The organism is Acinetobacter sp. WA-87 (assembly GCF_039938935.1).
GTDB lineage: Bacteria > Pseudomonadota > Gammaproteobacteria > Pseudomonadales > Moraxellaceae > Acinetobacter > Acinetobacter seifertii.
This window is the reverse complement of sequence record NZ_JBDUVF010000001.1, coordinates 938,473-958,529: the sequence shown is the minus strand read 5'-3', so window position 1 is coordinate 958,529 and position 20,057 is coordinate 938,473. Positions and strand designations below refer to the sequence as shown.

Genomic DNA, 20,057 nt, shown 5'->3' with positions numbered 1-20,057 from the left:
AAGCGCATTAGTGCGCTGGGTGTTTAACCGTGAATTGATGAAGATGAATCACTGGAAGATTGGCAAGAGGGCTTTTTCACTAAGCAATTCATCACTTCATCGGTTTGTTGCTTGTATATACCTTAAAAGAATGGTTAAACTGTGTCTAAGACTGAATTTGCATTTTTTTATATCTTAAAGGTATGGAAACCTGATGGAACTAAGACATTTACGGTATTTTGTGGCTGTTGTTGAAGAGCAGAGCTTTACAAAAGCCGCGGAAAAACTATTTATTGCTCAACCACCTTTGAGTCGACAGATTCAAAATTTGGAAAGTGAGCTTGGAATTCAACTGTTTGAGCGCGGAAGCCGTCCTTTACAGACAACACCAGCCGGACATTTCTTTTATCAGCATGCCCTTAAACTTTTGTCGAATGCTGAAGAAATAAAAAGTATGACCAAACGTATTGGTCTCATTGAACGTAGTGTGACGATTGGTTTTGTCGGGTCTTTACTCTATGGTTTACTGCCGCGAATCATCTATTTATTTCGGCAACAGCAACCTCATTTGAATATTCAATTGATGGAGTTAAGTACGACCGAGCAACTACAGGCATTAAAAGAAGGGCGTATTGATGTTGGATTTGGACGTTTAAGAATTAGTGACCCTGCGGTGAGACGTATTCTGCTACGTAAAGAACGTTTGGTGGTTGCTGCACATACGAGTCATCCGATTGCTCAGCGTACGGAGGGCGTATATCTGGCCGATCTCATTGATGAAAAGATGTTTATGTATCCCACTTCGCCAAAGCCTAATTTTTCGACCCAGCTTTTAAATATTTTTGCCGAGCATAGTTTGGTTCCAAAAAATATGCATGAAATACGGGAAATTCAGCTGGCGTTGGGCTTGGTGGCAGCGGGTGAAGGTTTGTGTATTATTCCTGCCAGTGCCGATACCATTCGTTTTCCTCATTTAAATTACATTCCGATTTTAGATAACGGCGCAGTCAGCCCGATTTTCATCACTGCTCGTGCAATGGACCGAAGTGAAGACTTACAGCTTTTATTTGATTGTATTTATCAGGTGTATGATCTTGAAGGGATACCTTATCAACGGACGGTTTTCACGCTCGATCAGAACCCGATAGATGATTCAAACGGCATCGACTTTTAAATAAAGCAGGGCATAGCCTCAAAAGCTGAAGCTATGCGTTGATGTGTTTTAGAAAGCCCAAATTAGTTTTAGCCAGCTGGTATGTCCTTCGGGACGATATTCGACTTCGGTTTCTTTTAAAAATTTGGCTTCAATAGACCAGTTTTTATCGGCATATTGAATGCCTGGACCAATTGCAAAAGCCTGTCCTTTAAACCCAATGTCACTTCCGTTTACGTTGTCATCTGTGGTTTGTTTAAAAGCATAGCCTTCAACTGCAACTTTGAGTTTGGGGTTAATGCGGTAACCTAAGCTATAGTCACCCGCAATGTATTGTCCAGACTTATAGTCGGTCGCGTCGTTACGTGTATTCCAGCTATAAGACAGTTTAGTTGAAAGATCTAAGCCCGCCGAGTTGGCATAACTATAGGCAAGAATAGGTCGAATAGTGTGATAGTTTTTCCCGAGATTGGCTTCAACTGGATGTGTCGTACTTGGAGTGTCGTAATCACCTGTTCCAAGTAAGGTTTCTAGGGCTGCAATCCAGTGATGATTTCCTTGATGCCAGCCGAGCATCCCACCCAAAATCAAGTCTCCGAGACCTTGCTTTGAGTCCGCCATTCCATTTACTTTTAGTCTTAGATCAACCAATGGCTGGGCTGCATAAAAACCGAGTTGTCCATCCATAATTTTTTGATCGGTCATCCAGACCAAACGAGGAACCACGGCGTTGACATCAACATGGAACTGATCGGGACCATTTTGAAACTCTGATGCGTGGTAATTTTGATAATAACTGAGTAGATAGACCCCAGCAGGTGGTAAGGCACCCGCCATCATACCTTCGGCACCTAATGCAAAAGAGTCTGAGCCATTTTCTGTCGCAAATGCAGAGGGAAGGTAAAGGGCGCTGATTACACCACATATGATTGCAGCAATTTTGTTATTCATAGAATGTCCTATTCTGTGTTGTTTGGCTTGTCACTAAAAAACGTTATTCCTTAACGATTTTTAAAAATCTGAGTCTGTTTAACCTAAAAATTTGGGATGCAGAACTCCTGTGAGCTTTGTATTTGCTTTCTAAATTGCAAATACAAAGCTCATTTGAAAAAGTGGAGTGCTTAAAGGTTTATCTTTAAATATGTTTGAATAAAGCCGAACGTGACTGTCCAGCAGCACCATCGGCTGCACTTAAGAAACGTTCAGTGTGAATGTCCCGTTCGAATAAGCGACTTTGCATGAGTGTTGAAATTGCAGAGTCGATCATGATTGGTGGGCCGCACAAATAGGCTTTGTGTCCACCACATCGATTTTCAAAGTAATCTGCAACAGCCTCGTGCACGAATCCGGTAAATCCAGTCCATTGGTCTTCTGCTTTTGGTGCATTGAGAGCAGGGATATAGCGAAAGTTCGGATAGTCTTTTACGAGCTGTTCAAACAATTCTCGATTGTATAGCTCCGCCAAGTCTCGTGCTCCTTGGAAGAGGTAAATGGTGCGACTATCTCCAGACTCAAGCAAATCTAAAATCATCGATTGTGGACTTGAAAGACCTGAACCACCTGCAATGAAAATGGTATTTTGATCATCTGACTTTCGTACAAAAAATTGACCATAAGGGCCTGAAATATCAAGCTGATCACCTGTGGCAAGTTGTTCATGTACATAAGTCGTCGCTGCACCGCCTTCAACTTTACGGATATGCAGCTCAACGATGCCGACTTCACTTGGTGAATTAGCAATTGAAAATGCACGAGTTCCTTCAATGTCTGGGAACTGGACATTAATATATTGACCCGCTTGGAACTCAATTGGCCGATCTAGTTGTAGACGAATCCCCTTAATGGTTGGCGATAGATCTTTTATTTCAATGACGGTCGCTTGATAGTCTTGAACCAGATGGCCTAAGAAATCTGGGTCTTCATCAACATCGGCTTCAATGACCATATCGGATTGTGGTTTGCAGCAGCAGGCAAGCGCCTTATTTTCATCACGTTCAATATCCATGAGCGCAAATGGCGAGGCTTCACCGACATCATAAAAACCGTCGGTGACTTGAACCTTACATGTCCCGCAAGTGCCATGACCACAGGCAAAGGGTAACCAAACGCCTTGACGTAAAGCGGCATCTAAAATGGTTTGGTCTTCTTCTACTTCAATCGTTGTTCCGATCGGTTCAATGGTGACTTGATAACTCATGACACACCTCCGAATTAAACGTAGCTGTCGTTATAGCCATTTAATTCTGGCGTAACGAAACGAAGTAATGACTTATGACCAAAACCAAGCTCTGCCAAGCTTTTTGTATTCTCTGGTTCGATTGTTTGACCATCTAATGTGTATTGCACTTTTGACCAATCAATTTTGTCAAAATCTGGATGTTGGGCAAAACCACCTGTAATTTGTTGCTCAATCAACTGTCCAAAAGTTTGTTGAGGTGAGGCAAGCATGGCATGTGCTGAGCAAAAAAGTGTGTGATGATCCCAACCCACGTAAAGTAAGAATTGATCGCCATAATTTTTTTGCAAATCAAGTGGTTCAAATTGATAGTTGTTGTGTATCGCGCGAACAGTCATGTTCAATCTCCTTATTTCCGATCAGGCAGCTTGATGACTGCCTGAACAATTCCTTGTGCTTAAGCTGCGTTGCCTTTCCATTTTTTCCAGCGCTGTTGGTCTGGCGAGCCTTCAATATCCAGATTGTCGGCCCCGACATTCATGCGGTAATAATCGCGGAGCATGGTTTCGAGGTCACCGCCACCACAGTTGCCTTGCAAAATTTGATTTACAGGGAGCCATGCTTGTATATATTTCTCAGGCTCGCGCTCGAAAATGTCATGACAGCCATCTGAACAGGTGTGGTAGCGTTCGCCTTGGTAGATGCTATGGCGATAACTAAACTGAGTCGGATCATCGCCCATTTCGGTAAAGGTCATTGGAATCTGACAAACCTGACAAAGCTGTGGTAAACCTGCGCTGTAGAAGCGTTTACCTTCGGCTTCCATTTTGCGAGCCAACTCCCATTTTGGGCGGTAGTATTTATCAAAAGTGTCTGGATATTTAGCCGATAACCAATCCATTTCTTCGTCGGTTGGAATCCATGTATGGAAACCAGCAGCATGACCAAAGTTATAGAAAATCCACCATGCTTGATGCGAGACATGTTCTTTTTCTTTCACAATGACATCGCTATATTTCGGCATGCGAATGCCATAACGGCTTAAATCTTTAAATAGCGCACCACCTGCCTGTTCAAAATAAACTTCCCAAGCTTCTTTCCACGACATCACTTTGTTTGGCAGCATGTAATCCATCATCATGCCCACAATTGAAAGCAAACGCGTTCCACGCCAGAACCATTTATCAATCCATTCCTGCACAATCGGCACGTTGTCTTCATGCTGTTCGAGCAAAAATTTTACGATTTCAAGACCAAGCGTCATGTGGCGCGCTTCATCTGACTGTGCACTAAAGCCAAAGGTTACGGTTGCCATATCGCCGTTATAAGCTGCACCTGACATAAATGGCACAAACAGTAAATTAGTAAGTACATATTCAAAAGCAAAACTAATTGCTAATAAAAATTCGAAAGGGCCAGCAGAACGGGCGTCTTCAAAAAATGATTTAGGTACAGACAAATACCAAACGCGGTCATGCATGTGTGCCCAGTCCTGAAAACCATCAAAGAACTTGTTGTAATGGCTCATGGCATGAATTTGAGTCTGCACATGACGCAGCTCATCAATCGACTGCATTTGAGAAGCAATACGTGCTCCAATACCACTAAACTGGCGACCTACATGGGCATAGCCTTGATAAGCCTGATATTCAAGTGGGGTCACCGCTGTTAAAAAGAGTTTGATCGCATTTAAGTAGCGTTCATTACTGACATTCATCTGACCATTGTTTTGAGCAAATGCATCAAAAATGGCATACAGTTTTTTCTCTTTTTCTGCCTGATATTTCCAGTAAGAATCCATGGTCAAACGGAATGGATCTTCCCATTTAGACCAGTCCGTAATTTTGATACCTTCAAACTCTTCATAAGGAAAGGCCTCTTTACGGTCAGCATAAGAAAAGTCCCAGTCCAGATCACGGGTTAATGCGCGGTAACGATCTTTCGCATTTAACTTTTTGCTGGTTTCTTTCGTTTGAGTTGTCATGATTGATCATCCTTAAATCTTTGTTAAACAACGTCTATGTTGTGATTAATTCCAGTGAAGGCGGAAAGTATCGTCATCTTCTTCGACGTTGCCGCCCAGCGTAATCATGTTGAGTTGTAATGATTGGATGTCCCAATCTTGGCCTAGTTTTTCAGATACGGTTTCGGCTTTAATCACCAAATCAGTTTCACTTTCAATTCGGATCATGGCGGGTAAATACTGAATTGAAGCTTCTGGGTTATCTTCTTCAATCGCTTCGAGGATGTAGCGTGACGTATCGTTGTCTTGTAACGCGAGATAGACTTTAGACATGTTGCTTCTCCTTAAGCATTTGCAAGTTCAGGTTGTAGGCCTAGTTTTTTTGCACGTTCAATCACAACTTGTTCTGCTTGATCGACTGCATTTGCTGTTAAGGCTGCTGTTGCCCAAGGTGTAAAGGCCGCTTTTACTTGAGCTAAAGACTGAGTGAACCATTCATTTAATAGTTGTTTATTGTGATCGGATTCCGCTGCGGCAGTTTTAATGACGGTGTCTGACCACTTACGTAAATCACCTAAAGTGTCTTTCATAAACTCAGTCAGCATGGCTAAGTCACGAGCATTTTGAGTGACTAACCACTGATCAAACTGTTGATAAACAAGCTCTGTCACAAAACCGTCAATCACAAGGTTTTGTAATAAGAAAAGTTTGAAGTAGTCTTGCTCGGTGAGGCTTTCTTCACACAGACGGCGTAAGCCTTGCCATGCTGGATGTTGCATCCAAGCCTGTTTTGCCTGTTGTAATGAATCGCCGCTATTACCATCTAAAGCTAGACCAATCCGTGAGATGTACTGCGCAATTCCTAAATGATCCATCGCGGCATAAATACAGGCTTGGGTAAGCACGGTGCCATAACCATAGGCACTGCCAGACATCATGTGTAAGTTTGCCGTTTGTTCAACGTGGCGAAATGGCAATAGGCATTCAATGACCTTAGCTTTGACTTCATCAGACAAATGTTCTGCAAGCTGACGTTTTTCAAAAAAAGCAAAATTACTTTCGGCAGTGTCTTGCAAACGCGCACGATGCTGAACATAAGTTCCATAATAGAATTGACGTGGATCTTTAAATACATACCAATCTTGCATTTGCAGGGCAGTATGGGTTTTATCATTTAAGGTCTTTTCAGGTTTCCACAAAGGACGATAGTGAAAGTTAGTTTCTGCCTGTACATCAAAACTTACTTCTTGATATCGAGTTGCTGGCTTACTACCAAATCGTCTTTCGATATAGGCATAGTTCTGGCGGATAGGTTCGACATTTGACGTTTTGATTTCTAAAGTCATGGCTTTATCTCCTTATATTTTTACATCTGATCATCGTGATCGTTGCTATTACGTTGCGTGCCGACTAAGGTTGCTTCAGTGCCATAGCGCCATTTTTCTTCCTGAGCATCATTAAAAGCTTGCTGCTCTTGGGTCATTTCAACCACTTGATTGGTCTTACAAAAATCATTAAATGCATGTTTAGGCAAAACCAGTTCCACAAATAGACTTGGGTCGTGAATGGCAAAATCGAATTCGATAAACTCTGCGTTTAAGTCGCCAGTGACCCGGATATATTTGGTTAATGCTTCGACTTGAGGTTGCGTCATGCTGTACTCCATCAAGACATAGTCTTGAAATTGATGAATGCTCCTTGCTCTCGCTATAAGCTTTACAAAAGCTATGCCAACTTTATTTTTGTTATTAAAAACATGTATTTATGGTTTTTTTTGAAAGTGAGGCGTTTTAAAAATTCACTATTTCATGAATATTTTTGAATGATGAAATAGAGATATTCATGATTTGATGAAGAGGGCCGCAAAAAATTTATTTTTAGAATGTTTGAGGCTTTAAAAGGAGAAATTTAGAAATACTTTTTTAGTATGAAGTTATGTCTTTAAGGTACTAGGACATTTATCGTGTTCTTCTATAAGATGAGATAACACCCAAATGTGTTTAATGGATTAAAACAGATCACTCATGGCTCGAGTAAAATACGATACAACGGGAAGATACGCAGATCATCCGCAAGAAATTCACGATTTGCTGTCTAAACTGCACTTTGATACTGCCCACGGCCAAATCTGGTTTGATGAATATCGGATGCTGCTTTTACACACCAGTATTATGGGATATTTGCGTAAAGATTTAGCGAACATGATTGGGCTTGAGCGGACTAAGCGTTTCTTTATTCGTTTAGGGTATCAAGCAGGGTTAAAGGATGCAGAAGTTACAACAAAAATGCGTCCCGATTTAAATGAACACGATGCTTTTATGGCGGGTCCACAAATGCACGCCATTCGTGGAATGGTGCAAGTACAGGCCAACCAGCTCAATTTAAGCCATGATAAAAAACAGTTTTATGCCGATTTAAATTGGCTCAATTCTTTTGAAGCCGATGTGCATTTAGAGCATTTTGGTCCAAGTGATGAACCTGCGTGTTGGATGCTTCTTGGTTATGCATGCGGATACAGCAGTTTTGCCACGGGCATGACCATTATTTATCAAGAAATAGAGTGTAAGGCCTGTGGCGATGAACATTGTCGTATTATCGGTAAGCCTTTAGAAGAGTGGGAAAATGCTGATGAGCTGATTCAATTCATGTCGCCCGAACCCATGGAAAAAGAACTCATTGCATTGCAGGCTGAACTTTTTGAATTAAAAAAATCAATTTATAGCGACAGCGAAGCCGATTACCAATTATTTAGTTCTGTGGGTAAGTCAGCATCTTATAAACAGGTCTGTGCATTACTAACAAAAGCTGCGGGTTCGAAAGTTTCCATTTTGCTACAAGGTGAAACAGGCGTTGGTAAAGAAGCTTTTGCACGAGGGGTTCATGAAACTAGCCAAAGAAAAGACCAACCTTTTATCGCGGTAAACTGTGCAGCAATTCCACCAGAGTTAATTGAGTCCGAATTATTTGGCGTAGAAAAAGGTGCTTATACAGGAGCGCATCAATCTCGCTTGGGTAAGTTTGAACGAGCCAATGGCGGAACTATTTTTTTAGATGAAGTGATTGAGCTTTCACCTCGTGCGCAAGCGGCACTATTACGCATTTTGCAAGAAGGTGAATTTGAGCGAGTAGGAGACTCACAAACTCGTATTTTAGATGTCCGTGTAATTACAGCAACTAATGAAGATCTTGAGCAGGCTGTGAAAACAGGGCGCTTTCGGGCAGATTTGTATTATCGCTTAAATATTTTTCCAGTCCAGATTCCACCTTTGCGGGAGCGCCGTGAAGATATTCCTTTATTGGTTGAACACTTTCTTCATCGCTTTGAAAAAATGTACGGCAAAACCATTCAGGGTGTAAGTGAAAAGACCAAAGTTTTTATGCAGCAATATGAATGGCCGGGAAATATTCGTGAGTTGGAAAATTTATTAGAAAGGGCGGTTTTATTAACGGACGATCAGCAACTGATTAAGTTAAATGCCATTTTCCCACAGATTAAGCATGACCCAGAGCAGGCTGTAGCTGTTAAAACTGACTTTGAGCAATTATTACAGGCAGAGTTTAATTTAGAAGAACACGAAAAGCAGTTAATTTTAACGGCTTTAAAAAAGGCAAATCATAATGTGTCTGAAGCGGCACGTTTATTAGGGCTAACTCGGGCAGCACTGGATTATCGAATTAAAAAATTTCAGCTTTGAGTCAATATCAATAAGCTCAAAAATAAAGGCCTAACTTTAAACGTTAGGCCTTATTCATTATTGCACTTTCGCTGGGAAACCATCTTCTTCAAGTGCTTCAGTAATTTTATCGACGCTTTCACTGCTTTCAACAGTCACGATTTTGGTTGCTAAATCTACATCTACTTTTGCATTTGGATCGATATCTTGAATCGTCGCAGTCACTCCACGAGCGCAGCCACCACAAGTCATATTTTCAATAAGTAGTTTCATGTTCATACTCCATCAAGAATGAGATGTTTGTTTGGATAACACTGAGTCTAAACCTTGTCATGATTGTAAGGTCAAGACCAATTTTTAAAAAAATATGCTTGACCTTCCCATGATGGGAATCTGTATGCTCAATACAGAATATTAAATTTTGCAGATTTGCAGAGGTGTTTGATGGACTCAAAAAACACAAAATTGCCAGCATATAGTGAAACACTTCCAATCGAAGGTATGACCTGTGCCTCGTGTGTAGGTCGTGTCGAAAAAGCCCTTAAGAAAGTTGAAAATGTAGAAATTGCTAACGTTAATTTGGCAACAGAAAAAGCCGTTGTTTATTCAAATCAACCGATTCAGCGTGAAGCACTGGTTAAAGCAGTTGAACGAGCGGGTTATGATGTTCCAAAAGCTGCACCAGTGGAGTTGTCTATTGAGGGCATGACCTGTGCATCTTGTGTTGCACGTGTTGAAAAAGCCCTTAAAAAAGTAGACGGCGTTCAAGAAGCTACCGTCAACTTAGCAACAGAGCAGGCTTGGGTACAGGCAGATGCATCAGTTAATGTCGAAGACTTAATTCGCGCTGTAAAAAAAGCAGGTTACGACGCGAAAGCATCTGAAAAAAATCAAGATGAGCAACTCGACAAAAAAGCGTCAGAGTTAGATCAGCTTAAAAAAGATTTAATCATTTCGATTGTATTGGCTTTACCTGTGTTTATTCTGGAAATGGGTTCACATCTCATTCCAGCTTTTCACATGTGGGTCATGCATACGATTGGTCAATACAATAGCTGGCTTTTACAGTTTGCTTTGACCACATTAGTGCTCGTTTTTCCAGGTCGCCGTTTTTATCAAAAAGGAATTCCAGCTCTATGGCGTTTAGCGCCAGACATGAACTCGCTAGTGGCAGTTGGAACTTTGGCTGCCTACAGTTTTTCAATTGTGGCAACCTTTATGCCACACGTATTACCCCAAGGCACGGTCAATGTTTACTTTGAAGCGGCTGCTGTAATTGTCAGTTTAATTTTGCTTGGACGATATTTCGAAGCAAAAGCCAAAGGACGTACTTCACAAGCCATTCAACACCTAGTGGGAATGCAGCCGAAAACTGCTCGTATCCAGCGTGATGGTCAAGTGGTGGAAGTTGCAGTTGCTGAAGTGGTCAGTGGAACTATTGTAGAAATTCGTCCGGGTGAACGTGTGCCAGTCGATGGTGAAGTCGTCGAAGGACACAGCTACATTGATGAATCTATGATTACGGGTGAACCTGTCCCAGTTGAAAAAATAGTAGGCCATCAAGTGGTCGGTGGTACGGTCAACCAAAACGGTACTCTAAACATTCGGGCAACCGCAGTAGGTTCTTCTTCTGTACTTTCACAAATTATTCGCATGGTTGAACAAGCCCAAGGTTCTAAACTTCCGATTCAGGGTTTAGTTGATAAAGTCACTATGTGGTTTGTGCCTGTAGTGATGTTAATTGCTGCAATCACTTTCTTGGTTTGGTTTATTTGGGGACCAGAGCCTGCACTAACTTTTGGTTTGGTGAATGCCGTTGCGGTACTGATTATTGCATGTCCTTGTGCGATGGGGCTTGCAACACCAACTTCTATTATGGTCGGTACTGGACGTGGTGCTGAGTTAGGGGTTCTGTTCCGTAAAGGTGAAGCTTTGCAGCTTTTGCAAGAAGCGCAGGTAGTTGCAGTTGATAAAACGGGCACACTGACCGAAGGTAAACCGACACTAACAGACTTTAATGTGCAATCTGGCTTTGAACGTAAACAAGTGCTGACTTTAGTTGCCTCAGTCGAAGCTAAGTCTGAACATCCAATTGCTCTTGCGATTGTTCAAGCAGCAGAAAGTGAAGGCTTAAACTTATTACCAGTAACAGCATTTAACTCGATTACTGGTTCAGGTATTGAGGCTGAAGTATCAGGTCAAAAAGTGCAAATTGGCGCAGATCGTTATATGCACCAACTTGGTTTAGACACCAACTCATTCCAAGCGATTGCTGCTCAGTTAGGTGAAGAAGGAAAAACACCGCTATATGTCGCTATTGATCAGAAACTAGCTGCAATCATTGCTGTGGCAGACCCCATTAAAGAGACAACCTATGCTGCGATTGAGGCCTTGCATCAATTAGGTCTCAAGGTTGCCATGATTACAGGAGACAATCGTCATACGGCGCAGGCGATTGCTAAAAAGCTGAATATTGATGAAGTTGTGGCAGAGGTTTTACCTGAAGGCAAAGTTGATACAGTTCGCCAACTACAAAAACAATATGGTCGTTTGGCTTTCGTAGGCGATGGTATTAATGATGCACCAGCCTTGGCACAAGCAGATGTTGGCTTAGCCATTGGTACAGGAACAGATGTTGCGATTGAAGCTGCCGATGTTGTGTTGATGTCAGGTAGTTTAAAAGGTGTACCGAACGCAATTGCATTAAGTAAAGCCACCATGCGAAACATACGTCAAAATCTGTTCTGGGCATTTGTATATAACGTTGCACTTATTCCAATTGCAGCAGGTGCGCTATATCCAGCATTTGGTGTATTACTTTCACCAATGTTTGCAGCAGGCGCTATGGCACTTTCTTCGGTCTTTGTTTTAGGCAATGCATTACGCTTAAAACGTTTTCATGCGCCAGTACAGTAAGGGTGCTGAAAATCAACTTTTGGTTTAAGATCATGACAGCAGATCTTAAACCAAATTTAATATTTGAGGTGTGAGATGAATATCGGTCAGGCATCCAAACATTCAGGCATTTCGGCAAAAATGATTCGCTACTATGAAGAAATCGGTCTACTTGAAGCAGCTCAGCGTTCTGCTTCTGGCTATCGCATTTATTCAGAAACAGACCTTAAAACTTTAAACTTCTTAAAGCATGCTCGTGAGTTAGGTTTTTCATCTGAACAAATGAAAGAGCTTATTTCGCTTTGGAAAAATACAGATCGGCATAGTGCGGAGGTGAAAGCCTTAACCGTAAAACACATTGCCGAATTAAAACAGAAAATTGCCCATCTCCAAGAAATGGTCAATATTTTGCAGGCTTCAGCCGATGATTGCTGCGGTAACCAGCAAGCTTCTTGTGCGATCTTAGATCACATTGAAAAAGGTGTAGGTGTAAGCTAAGTTTCATTAAAATAAAAAAAGGAAAAATCATGGCTTATACAGCTTCTTGTCTTTGTAATGGGATTCAACTACACATTAATGCCGAATTAGAACCCATCATGGTTTGTCATTGCACGCAGTGCCAAAAAGCCCAAGGTGCTGCTTTCGCTGCCATTACTCAAGTACAAAAAAGTGACTTAAATATTGTGCAGGGTGAAAACCTGTTACAGGCCTATTTTGCATCGCCTAATAAAAAGAGAGTGTTCTGTAAAACCTGTGGTTCACCGATCTGGAGTGAGCGTCTAGATAAGCCTGAAGTGGTGCGTTTAAGGGTAGGACTCATTAATGAAGAAATATCGACATCTGTCATTTCTCATGCTTTTGTGTCTTCAAAAGTGAAATGGTATCCAATTTGCGATAGTGCTCGCCAATATCAAAATGGAGTAGAAAACCCTTAAATATTAAGGTTGGATGGTATTTTATTCATTTGTAAAAAAACGTGAACAAGACTAGTCATGAATAAATAATGTGCTATAACTGTACCTAAGGTAATCGTAATATCTCCTCGATCCACAGGGAAACTTGGGACAGGGCAAAAGATACGATAGGACCTTACATATAGCTAGCAAAGAGCATGTAAGAGATGGATAGACACAAATCTTAGATTGCTCACCGTTGCAGAAAAGCCCGTGAAACGGGCTTTTTTAATGCCTGTAGAAAGCTATTCTAGTTTGAGAAGTGCATAAATTTTTAGACTATTTATGAAAAATTAATGTAAAAATAACAAAATATTTTAAATAAACAGACTATTCTGTATTGTAATTTGTTTTTATTAAGGGTACATTTAATCAACGGTTTAAAGTTCAAGCTTAATAATGAACTCATGGTCGTTGTGGGAGATCTAAGAGCCTGCATTTTCCCCAAGATGCGGGTTTTTTTTATGCCTAAAGAAAAGTAGTTATTCATCTCATCTAAAATTTTAATTTTCTAGTTCTTTGTTTTTTTTAAATTTAAAAACCTACGAGCCTTATAGATCGTAGGTTTCTATGCTCACTAGGAAGTTAAGCACGGTATGCCTGACAAGCTTGTGCACATGCTAAACAAGCTTTTGCACAAATCTGGCAATGTTCATGTTCATGTTCATGCTTGCTACATTCAGCAGCGCAAAGTTGGCATGCACTCGCACATAATTGCATAGCTTGTTCAGCGAGCTCGGAATGTCTTAATTCTAAAGACGTACATAACTGACAGGTTTCTACGCAGGTTAAACAATGCTTAATACATTCACGCATCATATGCACATGCTCTTCTTGTAAGCATGCAGAGGCACAATGTTTACAAGCAAACATACATTCAATGCAGGCTTGAATAGAATTAGATGCTTGACTAAATAAAGAAGGATCAGGGGTTTGCGAGCTATTCATTTTAATATTCTCCTTTTCAAAGGTTTTTATTAAAAAACCGAATATTGTTATCTTTTTTCATTTTATAAAATCATTTCTCCTACAGGGGCTTTTGAAATGAAAGGTCTACAAATGCTCAATAAGTGATTAACCTCGTATAAGAATGTTACATGTACTTGGCTCACTCAATTTTTGAAAGAAGATGAAGCACGAAGAAGAAATTTCTTAAACAAGACATAAACTTTATTTCGATATAATACTTTTGGCTAATTTCTTATTGTGTGAATATTAGGCAAATTAGGAATGTGAACTTTGAAGGACACGAAATGGAAAACGTTAATCAATACGCTCACGGAGCTGAGCATGAAGTCCACATCCATTGCAAACGATCATTAAGCACATTAATACTGAGTATGTTCGTATTAATTACAACTGGTCGTTAAAAGAAAAAGCACCCGAGGGTGCTTTTTCTATATACAGCGACGATTAATAGATAATTTTAAGAACCTATAAAGCCGCGCCGTTTTTTTGTAGGCTTTACGGTCATAAGAAGGGATATTTGATTGCTGGAGATCAATCGCCAGTTGTTTCTTGCGTTGAAACTGAACTTCATTAAGAAGAGCAGCATAAATTTTTGGTCGGTCAGTTTTAAACTTATCTACATCCAATGGAATCTTATCTTCATTCTTGACTAAATATAGAACAGAACCGTTTGCATTGGTTTCATATATTGTCCAGCCAAGCCGAACAATGTAGAGACCTGTTTTTTGATTTTTACCTAAATAAGCTTTAAACCCATCGGGATGAGGGCGAACATAAGCATTCATCATGCATCCTCCATCAACTATTTAATTCGATGAAAGCGACAATCAATGAATTGATGGGAGCGATACATCTATTCAATAAAATCACGATTTCTATTTGTATATATATTGATCAATTTAACAATTTCAAGTCGTGTGATCATTTTGTGCAATAGTTAAAAAATAATATAATCTGACTGAAACTCATTTAAAAAATGTGTGACGTATTTTGCAAATTAAAATCAAACAAATTGTAATGAATCTAAGTTCACTTTTTAATATGATTATGATTTTAAAAATAAAAAAGTATTTGTAATATTTCTTGTTACAACGATTTTGTCGACAATAGATGCTCTTTTTTGACATATTTCGCCTAGAGCAATCAGTGAGTTTTGGCCTATGGTGTCATTTTTATTTATTGGACTTGTAGTCACTATCTTGCTGACTCCAGGACCAACAAATACATTATTAGCCTCGGCTGGCTTGCAAGCAGGGGTAAAGCATTCTCTTAAGTTAATTCCAGCAGAGGTAATAGGTTACCTGATCGCGATTACCTCATGGTGTGTTTTACTTGAGTCGGTATCTCATTTTATTCCATGGCTTCCAGCTATATTAAAATTGATGAGCGCGAGTTTCATTCTCTATCTTGCTTTTAAACTTTGGATAACATCGACTGAAGATATTAAGCTAGATCGACCACTGATCACGCCAAAGGCTTTATTTGTTGCGACACTTTTAAACCCTAAAGCGTTACTGTTTGCTTCAGCGATTTTTCCACATGCAGCGTGGGAAAATCCGAATTTGTATTTTATTCACATTATTGTCTTTTTATCTTTAATTACCCCAATTGCTTTTTTATGGATTATGTTTGGAACAGTACTGATTTCAAATAAAGTAACTTGGTTGAATCAACGTAATTTACAACGTACGGCTGCATTTATTTTAACTTTTTTTGCGATGCCAATCGGCTATTCTGCGATTAGCTCATTTTAAATTTAACCGATTATTTATATTAAAAATTTATTTTTCAGGAGATTTTTATGAAAAGATTAAAAGTAATTATCAAGGATCAGTTTGACAAAGAATCAATTGCTTTGGCAAAAGTTAGACCAATGAATGACCATGCACTTGAACTTCATAAAAGCATTGAACATATTGAAATTAATGACGATATCATTTTGCCCAATATGGATTTGTTATATGAAAATCCTAAAGACGGCAAAATTTATCAGTTAATCGGTGCATTCAGTGAGGAATAACTATTAAATTAAATTTAACAATAACCAACTACATAGTTTGTGTTTATTAGAGTCTCAATGGTGGAAATTAAGCCAAACTAACGTATAGACACAATTAAAATATTGAACATTGGTAGTCATTATGGGACTATGTTTTTGCAAAAATGTGACCTAATCCTCATTTTTGCATTTCAGGACTAAGTGGTATTCACTAAGCCCATTCCTTCAATGAGAAGTAGGAATGGGCTTTTTTTATGAAATCTTATTCTTTGAAAGTTTCATCTAAAGCTTGTTGAACAGCTTCAATTCGAGACTTGCAAGCTTTGTAAGCGCTAATAGACTCTTCAACAACTTTCATTAAATTATCAATATCGGGACTTTCTTGAGATTCCAATAACTCAGCATTTTTCTTCAAAATATCATGACCATCTTTAAACGTTAACTCTTCATTTTTCATTTGGAATTACCTGTGTAATGTTGGCTTCAAGCACCCCATCTTGCATTTCAATTGCAATGACGGGGCTTGAAATTTGCTGTATAGAGCGAATAGCTTTTCCTTCAGATCTGACTATTGCATAGCCTTTGGCTTGAACCTGTTTCGGGTTTTGCAGAAGAATTTCCTTCATTAAAGATTCGATTTGAGCGAATGAAAATTTAACTTGTTGCTGTGAGCTAAACTGAATACGTTCTTTCATCTGGTCAAGTAGACGATGCGCCGAGTTAAGCTGATTTTGTGCCGAAGACTTAATGTGTTGAAGCAGTTGATCATTTTTGCTTTGATACGACGTGATTTGATGCTGAGAAAGCAGCTTAATCGTTTGTAGACTATTTAGTGCTTCTTGTACGCGTTCAACAATATGGTTGCGAATACCAGCAATCACTTTACTTGGAGTATCAAACGAACGGTGTGCAATCTCATCAAGGATGGTACGGTCTTTTTCATGTCCGATACCAACCCAAATTGGTACGCTGCGTTTACAGAGTAGGGCAGCGAGCTCATAATCATTTAAATAAGCTAAATCATTTACAGCACCACCCCCACGGATAATTACAATCAGATCGGGTGGGAAGTTATAACGATTTGCCCATTGCTTTAAACCAGTTGCCAACGACTCCATCAGACTAACGGCAGCCGTATTGCCCTGAAAGGTTGCATTTTGATAAACAAAATGACAAACCCCATTTCGCTCAAGAGCGTCTGCATCTTTTTTAAAATCACCGAGGCCCGCAGCATTTTCAGGAGCAATCACTAAAACATTTTGTATATCAAAAGGAGTAGGGATGAGTTTATTTTTATGAATTAAACCTTCTTGAGTTAAACGCTCCACAATTTGTTGATAACGTTTTGCAATTTCACCAAGTGTAAAACTTGAGTCTATCTCTTCAATATTGACTGAAAATCCATATTGCGGATCAAAACGCGCTCTAATTTTAATCAAAACATTTAAGTCACTTGCTAACTCAATTCCTGTTTCTCGTTCAAACTTAAGAACGATTTTACTCGCTGAAAATTTCCAGATGGTTGCTTTACAACTGGCGATGACTTTATCTGTATCTGCGTCTTTCTCTGCAAGTTCTAAATAGTAATGTCCACCTTTAATATTTAAATTCCGAATCTCTGCTCTAACCCATACGGGATCGTCAAAGGTCAGGCGTATGACTTCCTGCACAGTGCCGAGATATTCACTTAGCGAGAACTGAGGATCAGACATATAAACTATAAATGTATTAATGAGAGAAAGAATCTAGATAGTATAAAAGCTATTCAAGCAAGGCAATTGGTGTCTATAAATATCGGGTTCTATTTAAAATAAATACAACAATTTAACGAGCTAAAAGTTGGAAATTGATACGCCTATTTAGAGCAAGTGGTAAAAAATGAAAAATTAATAAAAAGATAATTGTTAATAATTACAACCGATTAAAAAATAAAGTTTGCTTTATAAAATATATAGGCGTATAAAGCTTACTTCCAATTGCGGGGTGGAGCAGTCTGGTAGCTCGTCGGGCTCATAACCCGAAGGTCGTTGGTTCAAATCCGACTCCCGCATCCAAAAATATTATGCTCTGTGATGTATCACTTTTCATGATACGAACTCATGAAAAGCAATTAGCTTATAAATAACCCTATATCAAGCTAAATATTAAATTCTAGACGAACTGTCCATACCTTAAATCTAGCGTTCTAATTACATACCGTAAAATCACATGAGCTCAGTAATGAGTAAATGATTGTGAATATAGTAAATGAGTGGCACATTGCCACAGCCGTAAATGGCAATGAGATTAATGTGAGGATTGTTCCTCATGTGCGTAAACAAAACTCTCTCGATGGATATCGTTGGGTTGAAGTTGGTAAAAAAATTCAACTTCAGTCTGGTGAAGAAATTGAGCTAAACCAAGATGGAAAAAGCTTCTATGCTGGTTTTAATCAACTTTATCGTTTAAATACATATTGTTGATAACACATGGCACTAAAGCGGAAAAACCTATCTCTTTTTATGGAGATAGGTTTTTTTATATTTATAGAATATAGAAATAATTAAAACTATAAAAAAGTAAAGTCTACGTAAATTTTGAAATTATTATTTTAGCTATATTTAATAACTTAATTAACCTGCTCGCCAGAACTGGCGGCCCATAACTTTAAAGTTTTTACCGTTTTCTTCAGTTACACGGCGGTCTCTAAATTTTTCATTTAAGCTATGCAAAATTAAAGAACCATCTGCTTCTTTAAAAATTTGTTTAATCATTCCTTCGCCAGCGAAATAAACAGCATAAATCTCACCATCAATGACTTCAGTCTGAGAAATATCAATGCCAACCAAATCCCCATCTTTAATGTAATCGGTCATGCTATCGCCTTTGGCTTTAATAATCCGCATACACTCTTGAGGAACGCGCTTTTCTTTAAAAAAAGAAGCAGGAAAAGGAATTTTTCCATTAATTGCATCAAAATGAAATTCGATTGATTCACCTGTACCACAAGAAAAACTTGCTTCAACCACATCAATCCATAGATATTGATCTACTGCATCATGACTTACTACAGTAGGACTAAACACATCACTTTCTTTAAAAGAATCTTCTGAGTTACCAGTGGTAAGCCAATAAGCATCTACACCTAAAAACTGTGCAATAAGTGGAAGAAAAGCAGATTTTAAGTTCTTTCCCGATTCTAAAGCTTGGTAGGCAGGCTGAGACATTTTTACTGCTTCAGCAACTTCTGCCTGAGTTTTCTTAGCTTTAATCCTTGAATCTTTTAAACGGTCTTTAAGAGCCATAGTGATCGCACCAGCTAATTTATAACAAATATATAACTTAAGTTATATCTAGTAAAACAACTATAGTTATTGACTAATAATAACTATAGTTATAATATCAGTTATAAGGAACCATTGATAGAATGAACTAAATATTTTACTTAAATATATTTTTAATTTTTATCAATGGCTTAGTAAGTAGTGATTATTATTCTGCCTCAATGGACGACAGAATATAAAAAATGGCGATAGTGAATCAGTGATAGAGATCAGCTATCAAAAACAAAAAATGAAATAAAAAAAGCCCGATTCCGTGGATCAGGCTTAATGTTCGTCGATAAAGGGTATCAAGAACATGAAGAATCTAACAAAGAATTTAATGACTCACAAAAGTTTCCGATATACGGCAGCATGTTATGTCAAATTTTTGGTCAAAAAAGTGAAGCAATTCATCAACTTTACTCTTTTTTCTTGTTCTTATGCTAATGCTTAAGTGCTGGTAAAAAGGTTTATGAGATTGAGCGATTTTATTTAAATAGTTTCTCTAAAAAGGTATTAAATAACATTGGTTTATAAGATTTTATCCTTTTAGAGCGTGTGAGGATTGAGTTATGGGAAAGTTTTTAACGACTGATGGATTAGTGACTGCTTTTAATCTCTATGGGACAGTAATAATGGTTGGCCTAGCAATAAGCTTGGTTGTTGCTGTTGTTCTAATCATGCGTTTTCCACGGTCACCCCAAGAATGGGTAGTTGGTTTGATTTGTACCATTGTCTCAAGCTTGACAGGTGGCTCATTCATTATCATGAAATGGAACTTGCATGAGTGGGTAACAGATATATGGGGAATGATTACTTTAGGTGGATTCTTCTTTATTTGTGGATTACCTGGCTGGGCGATTGTGAGGTGGATATTTAACTTTATTAATAAACAAGAAGGAAAAACCATTGTTGAAGTGATGAAAGACTTAAAAAAAGCAAAAGATGATATTCAAAATTAATATCTAACAGTAGGTGATATAAATGAGGACAG

21 protein-coding genes, 1 tRNA gene and 2 pseudogenes are annotated in these 20,057 nt (G+C 38.9%); 11 read left to right on the top strand and 13 right to left on the bottom strand.

Translation table 11 applies throughout. From position 1 onward, the window contains the following. Positions 1-19 precede the first annotated feature (19 nt). Positions 20-149: pseudogene (locus ABFY81_RS04455) on the top strand (hypothetical protein). A 44-nt stretch (positions 150-193) separates the two neighbouring features. Beyond that, the gene (locus tag ABFY81_RS04450; protein ID WP_003652630.1) at positions 194-1,153 is read left to right on the top strand and encodes a LysR family transcriptional regulator; all 960 of its coding nucleotides are present in this window, start codon (positions 194-196) and stop codon (positions 1,151-1,153) included. 48 nt (positions 1,154-1,201) lie between these two features. On the opposite strand, the gene ABFY81_RS04445 is transcribed toward ABFY81_RS04450, so the two are convergent. From ABFY81_RS04445 to ABFY81_RS04415, 7 genes are all read right to left on the bottom strand, one after another. Then, positions 1,202-2,083 carry a transporter gene (locus ABFY81_RS04445; RefSeq protein WP_347913135.1) on the bottom strand — a complete coding sequence of 294 codons (882 nt, stop codon included), beginning with the start codon at positions 2,081-2,083 and terminating at the stop codon, positions 1,202-1,204. Positions 2,084-2,267: 184 nt separating this feature from the next. Continuing rightward, entirely contained in the window at positions 2,268-3,329 is a 1,062-nt protein-coding gene (locus tag ABFY81_RS04440; RefSeq protein WP_347913134.1) for a phenol 2-monooxygenase domain-containing protein, read from the bottom strand. A gap of 14 nt (positions 3,330-3,343) precedes the next feature. Continuing rightward, positions 3,344-3,706 (bottom strand): phenol hydroxylase subunit P4, encoded by a 363-nt coding sequence (locus tag ABFY81_RS04435; RefSeq protein WP_347913133.1) that lies wholly within the window; start codon positions 3,704-3,706, stop codon positions 3,344-3,346. A 59-nt stretch (positions 3,707-3,765) separates the two neighbouring features. Beyond that, a complete protein-coding gene (locus tag ABFY81_RS04430; protein WP_151744609.1) occupies positions 3,766-5,292 on the bottom strand; it encodes an aromatic/alkene/methane monooxygenase hydroxylase/oxygenase subunit alpha in 1,527 nt (508 codons plus the stop codon). 45 nt (positions 5,293-5,337) lie between these two features. After that, positions 5,338-5,604 carry an MmoB/DmpM family protein gene (locus ABFY81_RS04425; RefSeq protein WP_000049450.1) on the bottom strand — a complete coding sequence of 89 codons (267 nt, stop codon included), beginning with the start codon at positions 5,602-5,604 and terminating at the stop codon, positions 5,338-5,340. Between the two features lie 11 nt (positions 5,605-5,615). Beyond that, entirely contained in the window at positions 5,616-6,617 is a 1,002-nt protein-coding gene (locus tag ABFY81_RS04420) for an aromatic/alkene monooxygenase hydroxylase subunit beta (protein WP_347913132.1), read from the bottom strand. A gap of 20 nt (positions 6,618-6,637) precedes the next feature. Continuing rightward, positions 6,638-6,925, bottom strand: coding sequence for a phenol hydroxylase subunit (locus ABFY81_RS04415; protein ID WP_000193471.1), 288 nt, complete (start codon positions 6,923-6,925; stop codon positions 6,638-6,640). Between the two features lie 370 nt (positions 6,926-7,295). On the opposite strand from ABFY81_RS04415, the gene mobR reads away from it, so the two are divergent. Next, positions 7,296-8,966 (top strand): phenol degradation transcriptional regulator MobR, encoded by a 1,671-nt coding sequence (gene mobR, locus ABFY81_RS04410; RefSeq protein ID WP_288421333.1) that lies wholly within the window; start codon positions 7,296-7,298, stop codon positions 8,964-8,966. Between the two features lie 57 nt (positions 8,967-9,023). Here mobR and ABFY81_RS04405 read toward each other — a convergent pair whose 3' ends face one another. Continuing rightward, positions 9,024-9,224: a heavy-metal-associated domain-containing protein gene (locus tag ABFY81_RS04405; protein ID WP_077164555.1), complete on the bottom strand. Its 201-nt coding sequence runs from the start codon at positions 9,222-9,224 to the stop codon at positions 9,024-9,026. A 165-nt stretch (positions 9,225-9,389) separates the two neighbouring features. Between ABFY81_RS04405 and ABFY81_RS04400 the strand changes: the two genes are divergently transcribed. From ABFY81_RS04400 to ABFY81_RS04390, 3 genes are all read left to right on the top strand, one after another. Continuing rightward, complete coding sequence (locus ABFY81_RS04400) at positions 9,390-11,861, top strand: heavy metal translocating P-type ATPase (protein WP_134263311.1); 2,472 nt, start codon at positions 9,390-9,392, stop codon at positions 11,859-11,861. A 75-nt stretch (positions 11,862-11,936) separates the two neighbouring features. Further along, positions 11,937-12,338 (top strand): Cu(I)-responsive transcriptional regulator, encoded by a 402-nt coding sequence (gene cueR / locus ABFY81_RS04395; protein WP_005070253.1) that lies wholly within the window; start codon positions 11,937-11,939, stop codon positions 12,336-12,338. Positions 12,339-12,367: 29 nt separating this feature from the next. After that, a complete protein-coding gene (locus ABFY81_RS04390; RefSeq protein ID WP_347913131.1) occupies positions 12,368-12,775 on the top strand; it encodes a GFA family protein in 408 nt (135 codons plus the stop codon). A gap of 603 nt (positions 12,776-13,378) precedes the next feature. Here ABFY81_RS04390 and ABFY81_RS04385 read toward each other — a convergent pair. Both ABFY81_RS04385 and ABFY81_RS04380 read right to left on the bottom strand, forming a co-directional pair. After that, positions 13,379-13,741 (bottom strand): four-helix bundle copper-binding protein, encoded by a 363-nt coding sequence (locus tag ABFY81_RS04385; RefSeq protein ID WP_347913130.1) that lies wholly within the window; start codon positions 13,739-13,741, stop codon positions 13,379-13,381. Between the two features lie 478 nt (positions 13,742-14,219). Then, a pseudogene (locus ABFY81_RS04380) lies at positions 14,220-14,550 on the bottom strand (hypothetical protein). A gap of 372 nt (positions 14,551-14,922) precedes the next feature. Here ABFY81_RS04380 and ABFY81_RS04375 point away from each other — a divergent pair. Both ABFY81_RS04375 and ABFY81_RS04370 read left to right on the top strand, forming a co-directional pair. Beyond that, positions 14,923-15,516, top strand: coding sequence for a LysE family transporter (locus ABFY81_RS04375; protein WP_347913129.1), 594 nt, complete (start codon positions 14,923-14,925; stop codon positions 15,514-15,516). A 47-nt stretch (positions 15,517-15,563) separates the two neighbouring features. Further along, the gene (locus ABFY81_RS04370) at positions 15,564-15,782 is read left to right on the top strand and encodes a hypothetical protein (RefSeq protein ID WP_004702694.1); all 219 of its coding nucleotides are present in this window, start codon (positions 15,564-15,566) and stop codon (positions 15,780-15,782) included. 241 nt (positions 15,783-16,023) lie between these two features. Here ABFY81_RS04370 and xseB read toward each other — a convergent pair whose 3' ends face one another. Together xseB and xseA are read right to left on the bottom strand one after the other, a co-directional pair. Next, entirely contained in the window at positions 16,024-16,218 is a 195-nt protein-coding gene (gene xseB, locus ABFY81_RS04365) for an exodeoxyribonuclease VII small subunit (protein WP_004702693.1), read from the bottom strand. Further along, on the bottom strand, positions 16,208-17,473 hold the full coding sequence (gene xseA, locus ABFY81_RS04360) for an exodeoxyribonuclease VII large subunit (protein ID WP_347913128.1): 1,266 nt from the start codon (positions 17,471-17,473) through the stop codon (positions 16,208-16,210). Before xseA ends, xseB begins: the two co-directional genes overlap by 11 nt. Before the next feature lie 265 nt (positions 17,474-17,738). On the opposite strand from xseA, the gene ABFY81_RS04355 reads away from it, so the two are divergent. Together ABFY81_RS04355 and ABFY81_RS04350 are read left to right on the top strand one after the other, a co-directional pair. Continuing rightward, positions 17,739-17,815, top strand: a tRNA-Met gene (locus ABFY81_RS04355). Between the two features lie 174 nt (positions 17,816-17,989). Further along, positions 17,990-18,223: a hypothetical protein gene (locus tag ABFY81_RS04350; RefSeq protein ID WP_002119938.1), complete on the top strand. Its 234-nt coding sequence runs from the start codon at positions 17,990-17,992 to the stop codon at positions 18,221-18,223. Between the two features lie 150 nt (positions 18,224-18,373). Here the strand turns inward: ABFY81_RS04350 and ABFY81_RS04345 are convergent, their stop codons facing one another. Continuing rightward, positions 18,374-19,045 (bottom strand): LexA family transcriptional regulator, encoded by a 672-nt coding sequence (locus tag ABFY81_RS04345; RefSeq protein WP_019457418.1) that lies wholly within the window; start codon positions 19,043-19,045, stop codon positions 18,374-18,376. Positions 19,046-19,635: 590 nt separating this feature from the next. On the opposite strand from ABFY81_RS04345, the gene ABFY81_RS04340 reads away from it, so the two are divergent. Beyond that, positions 19,636-20,025, top strand: coding sequence for a hypothetical protein (locus ABFY81_RS04340; RefSeq protein WP_004702686.1), 390 nt, complete (start codon positions 19,636-19,638; stop codon positions 20,023-20,025). Positions 20,026-20,057: the final 32 nt, after the last annotated feature.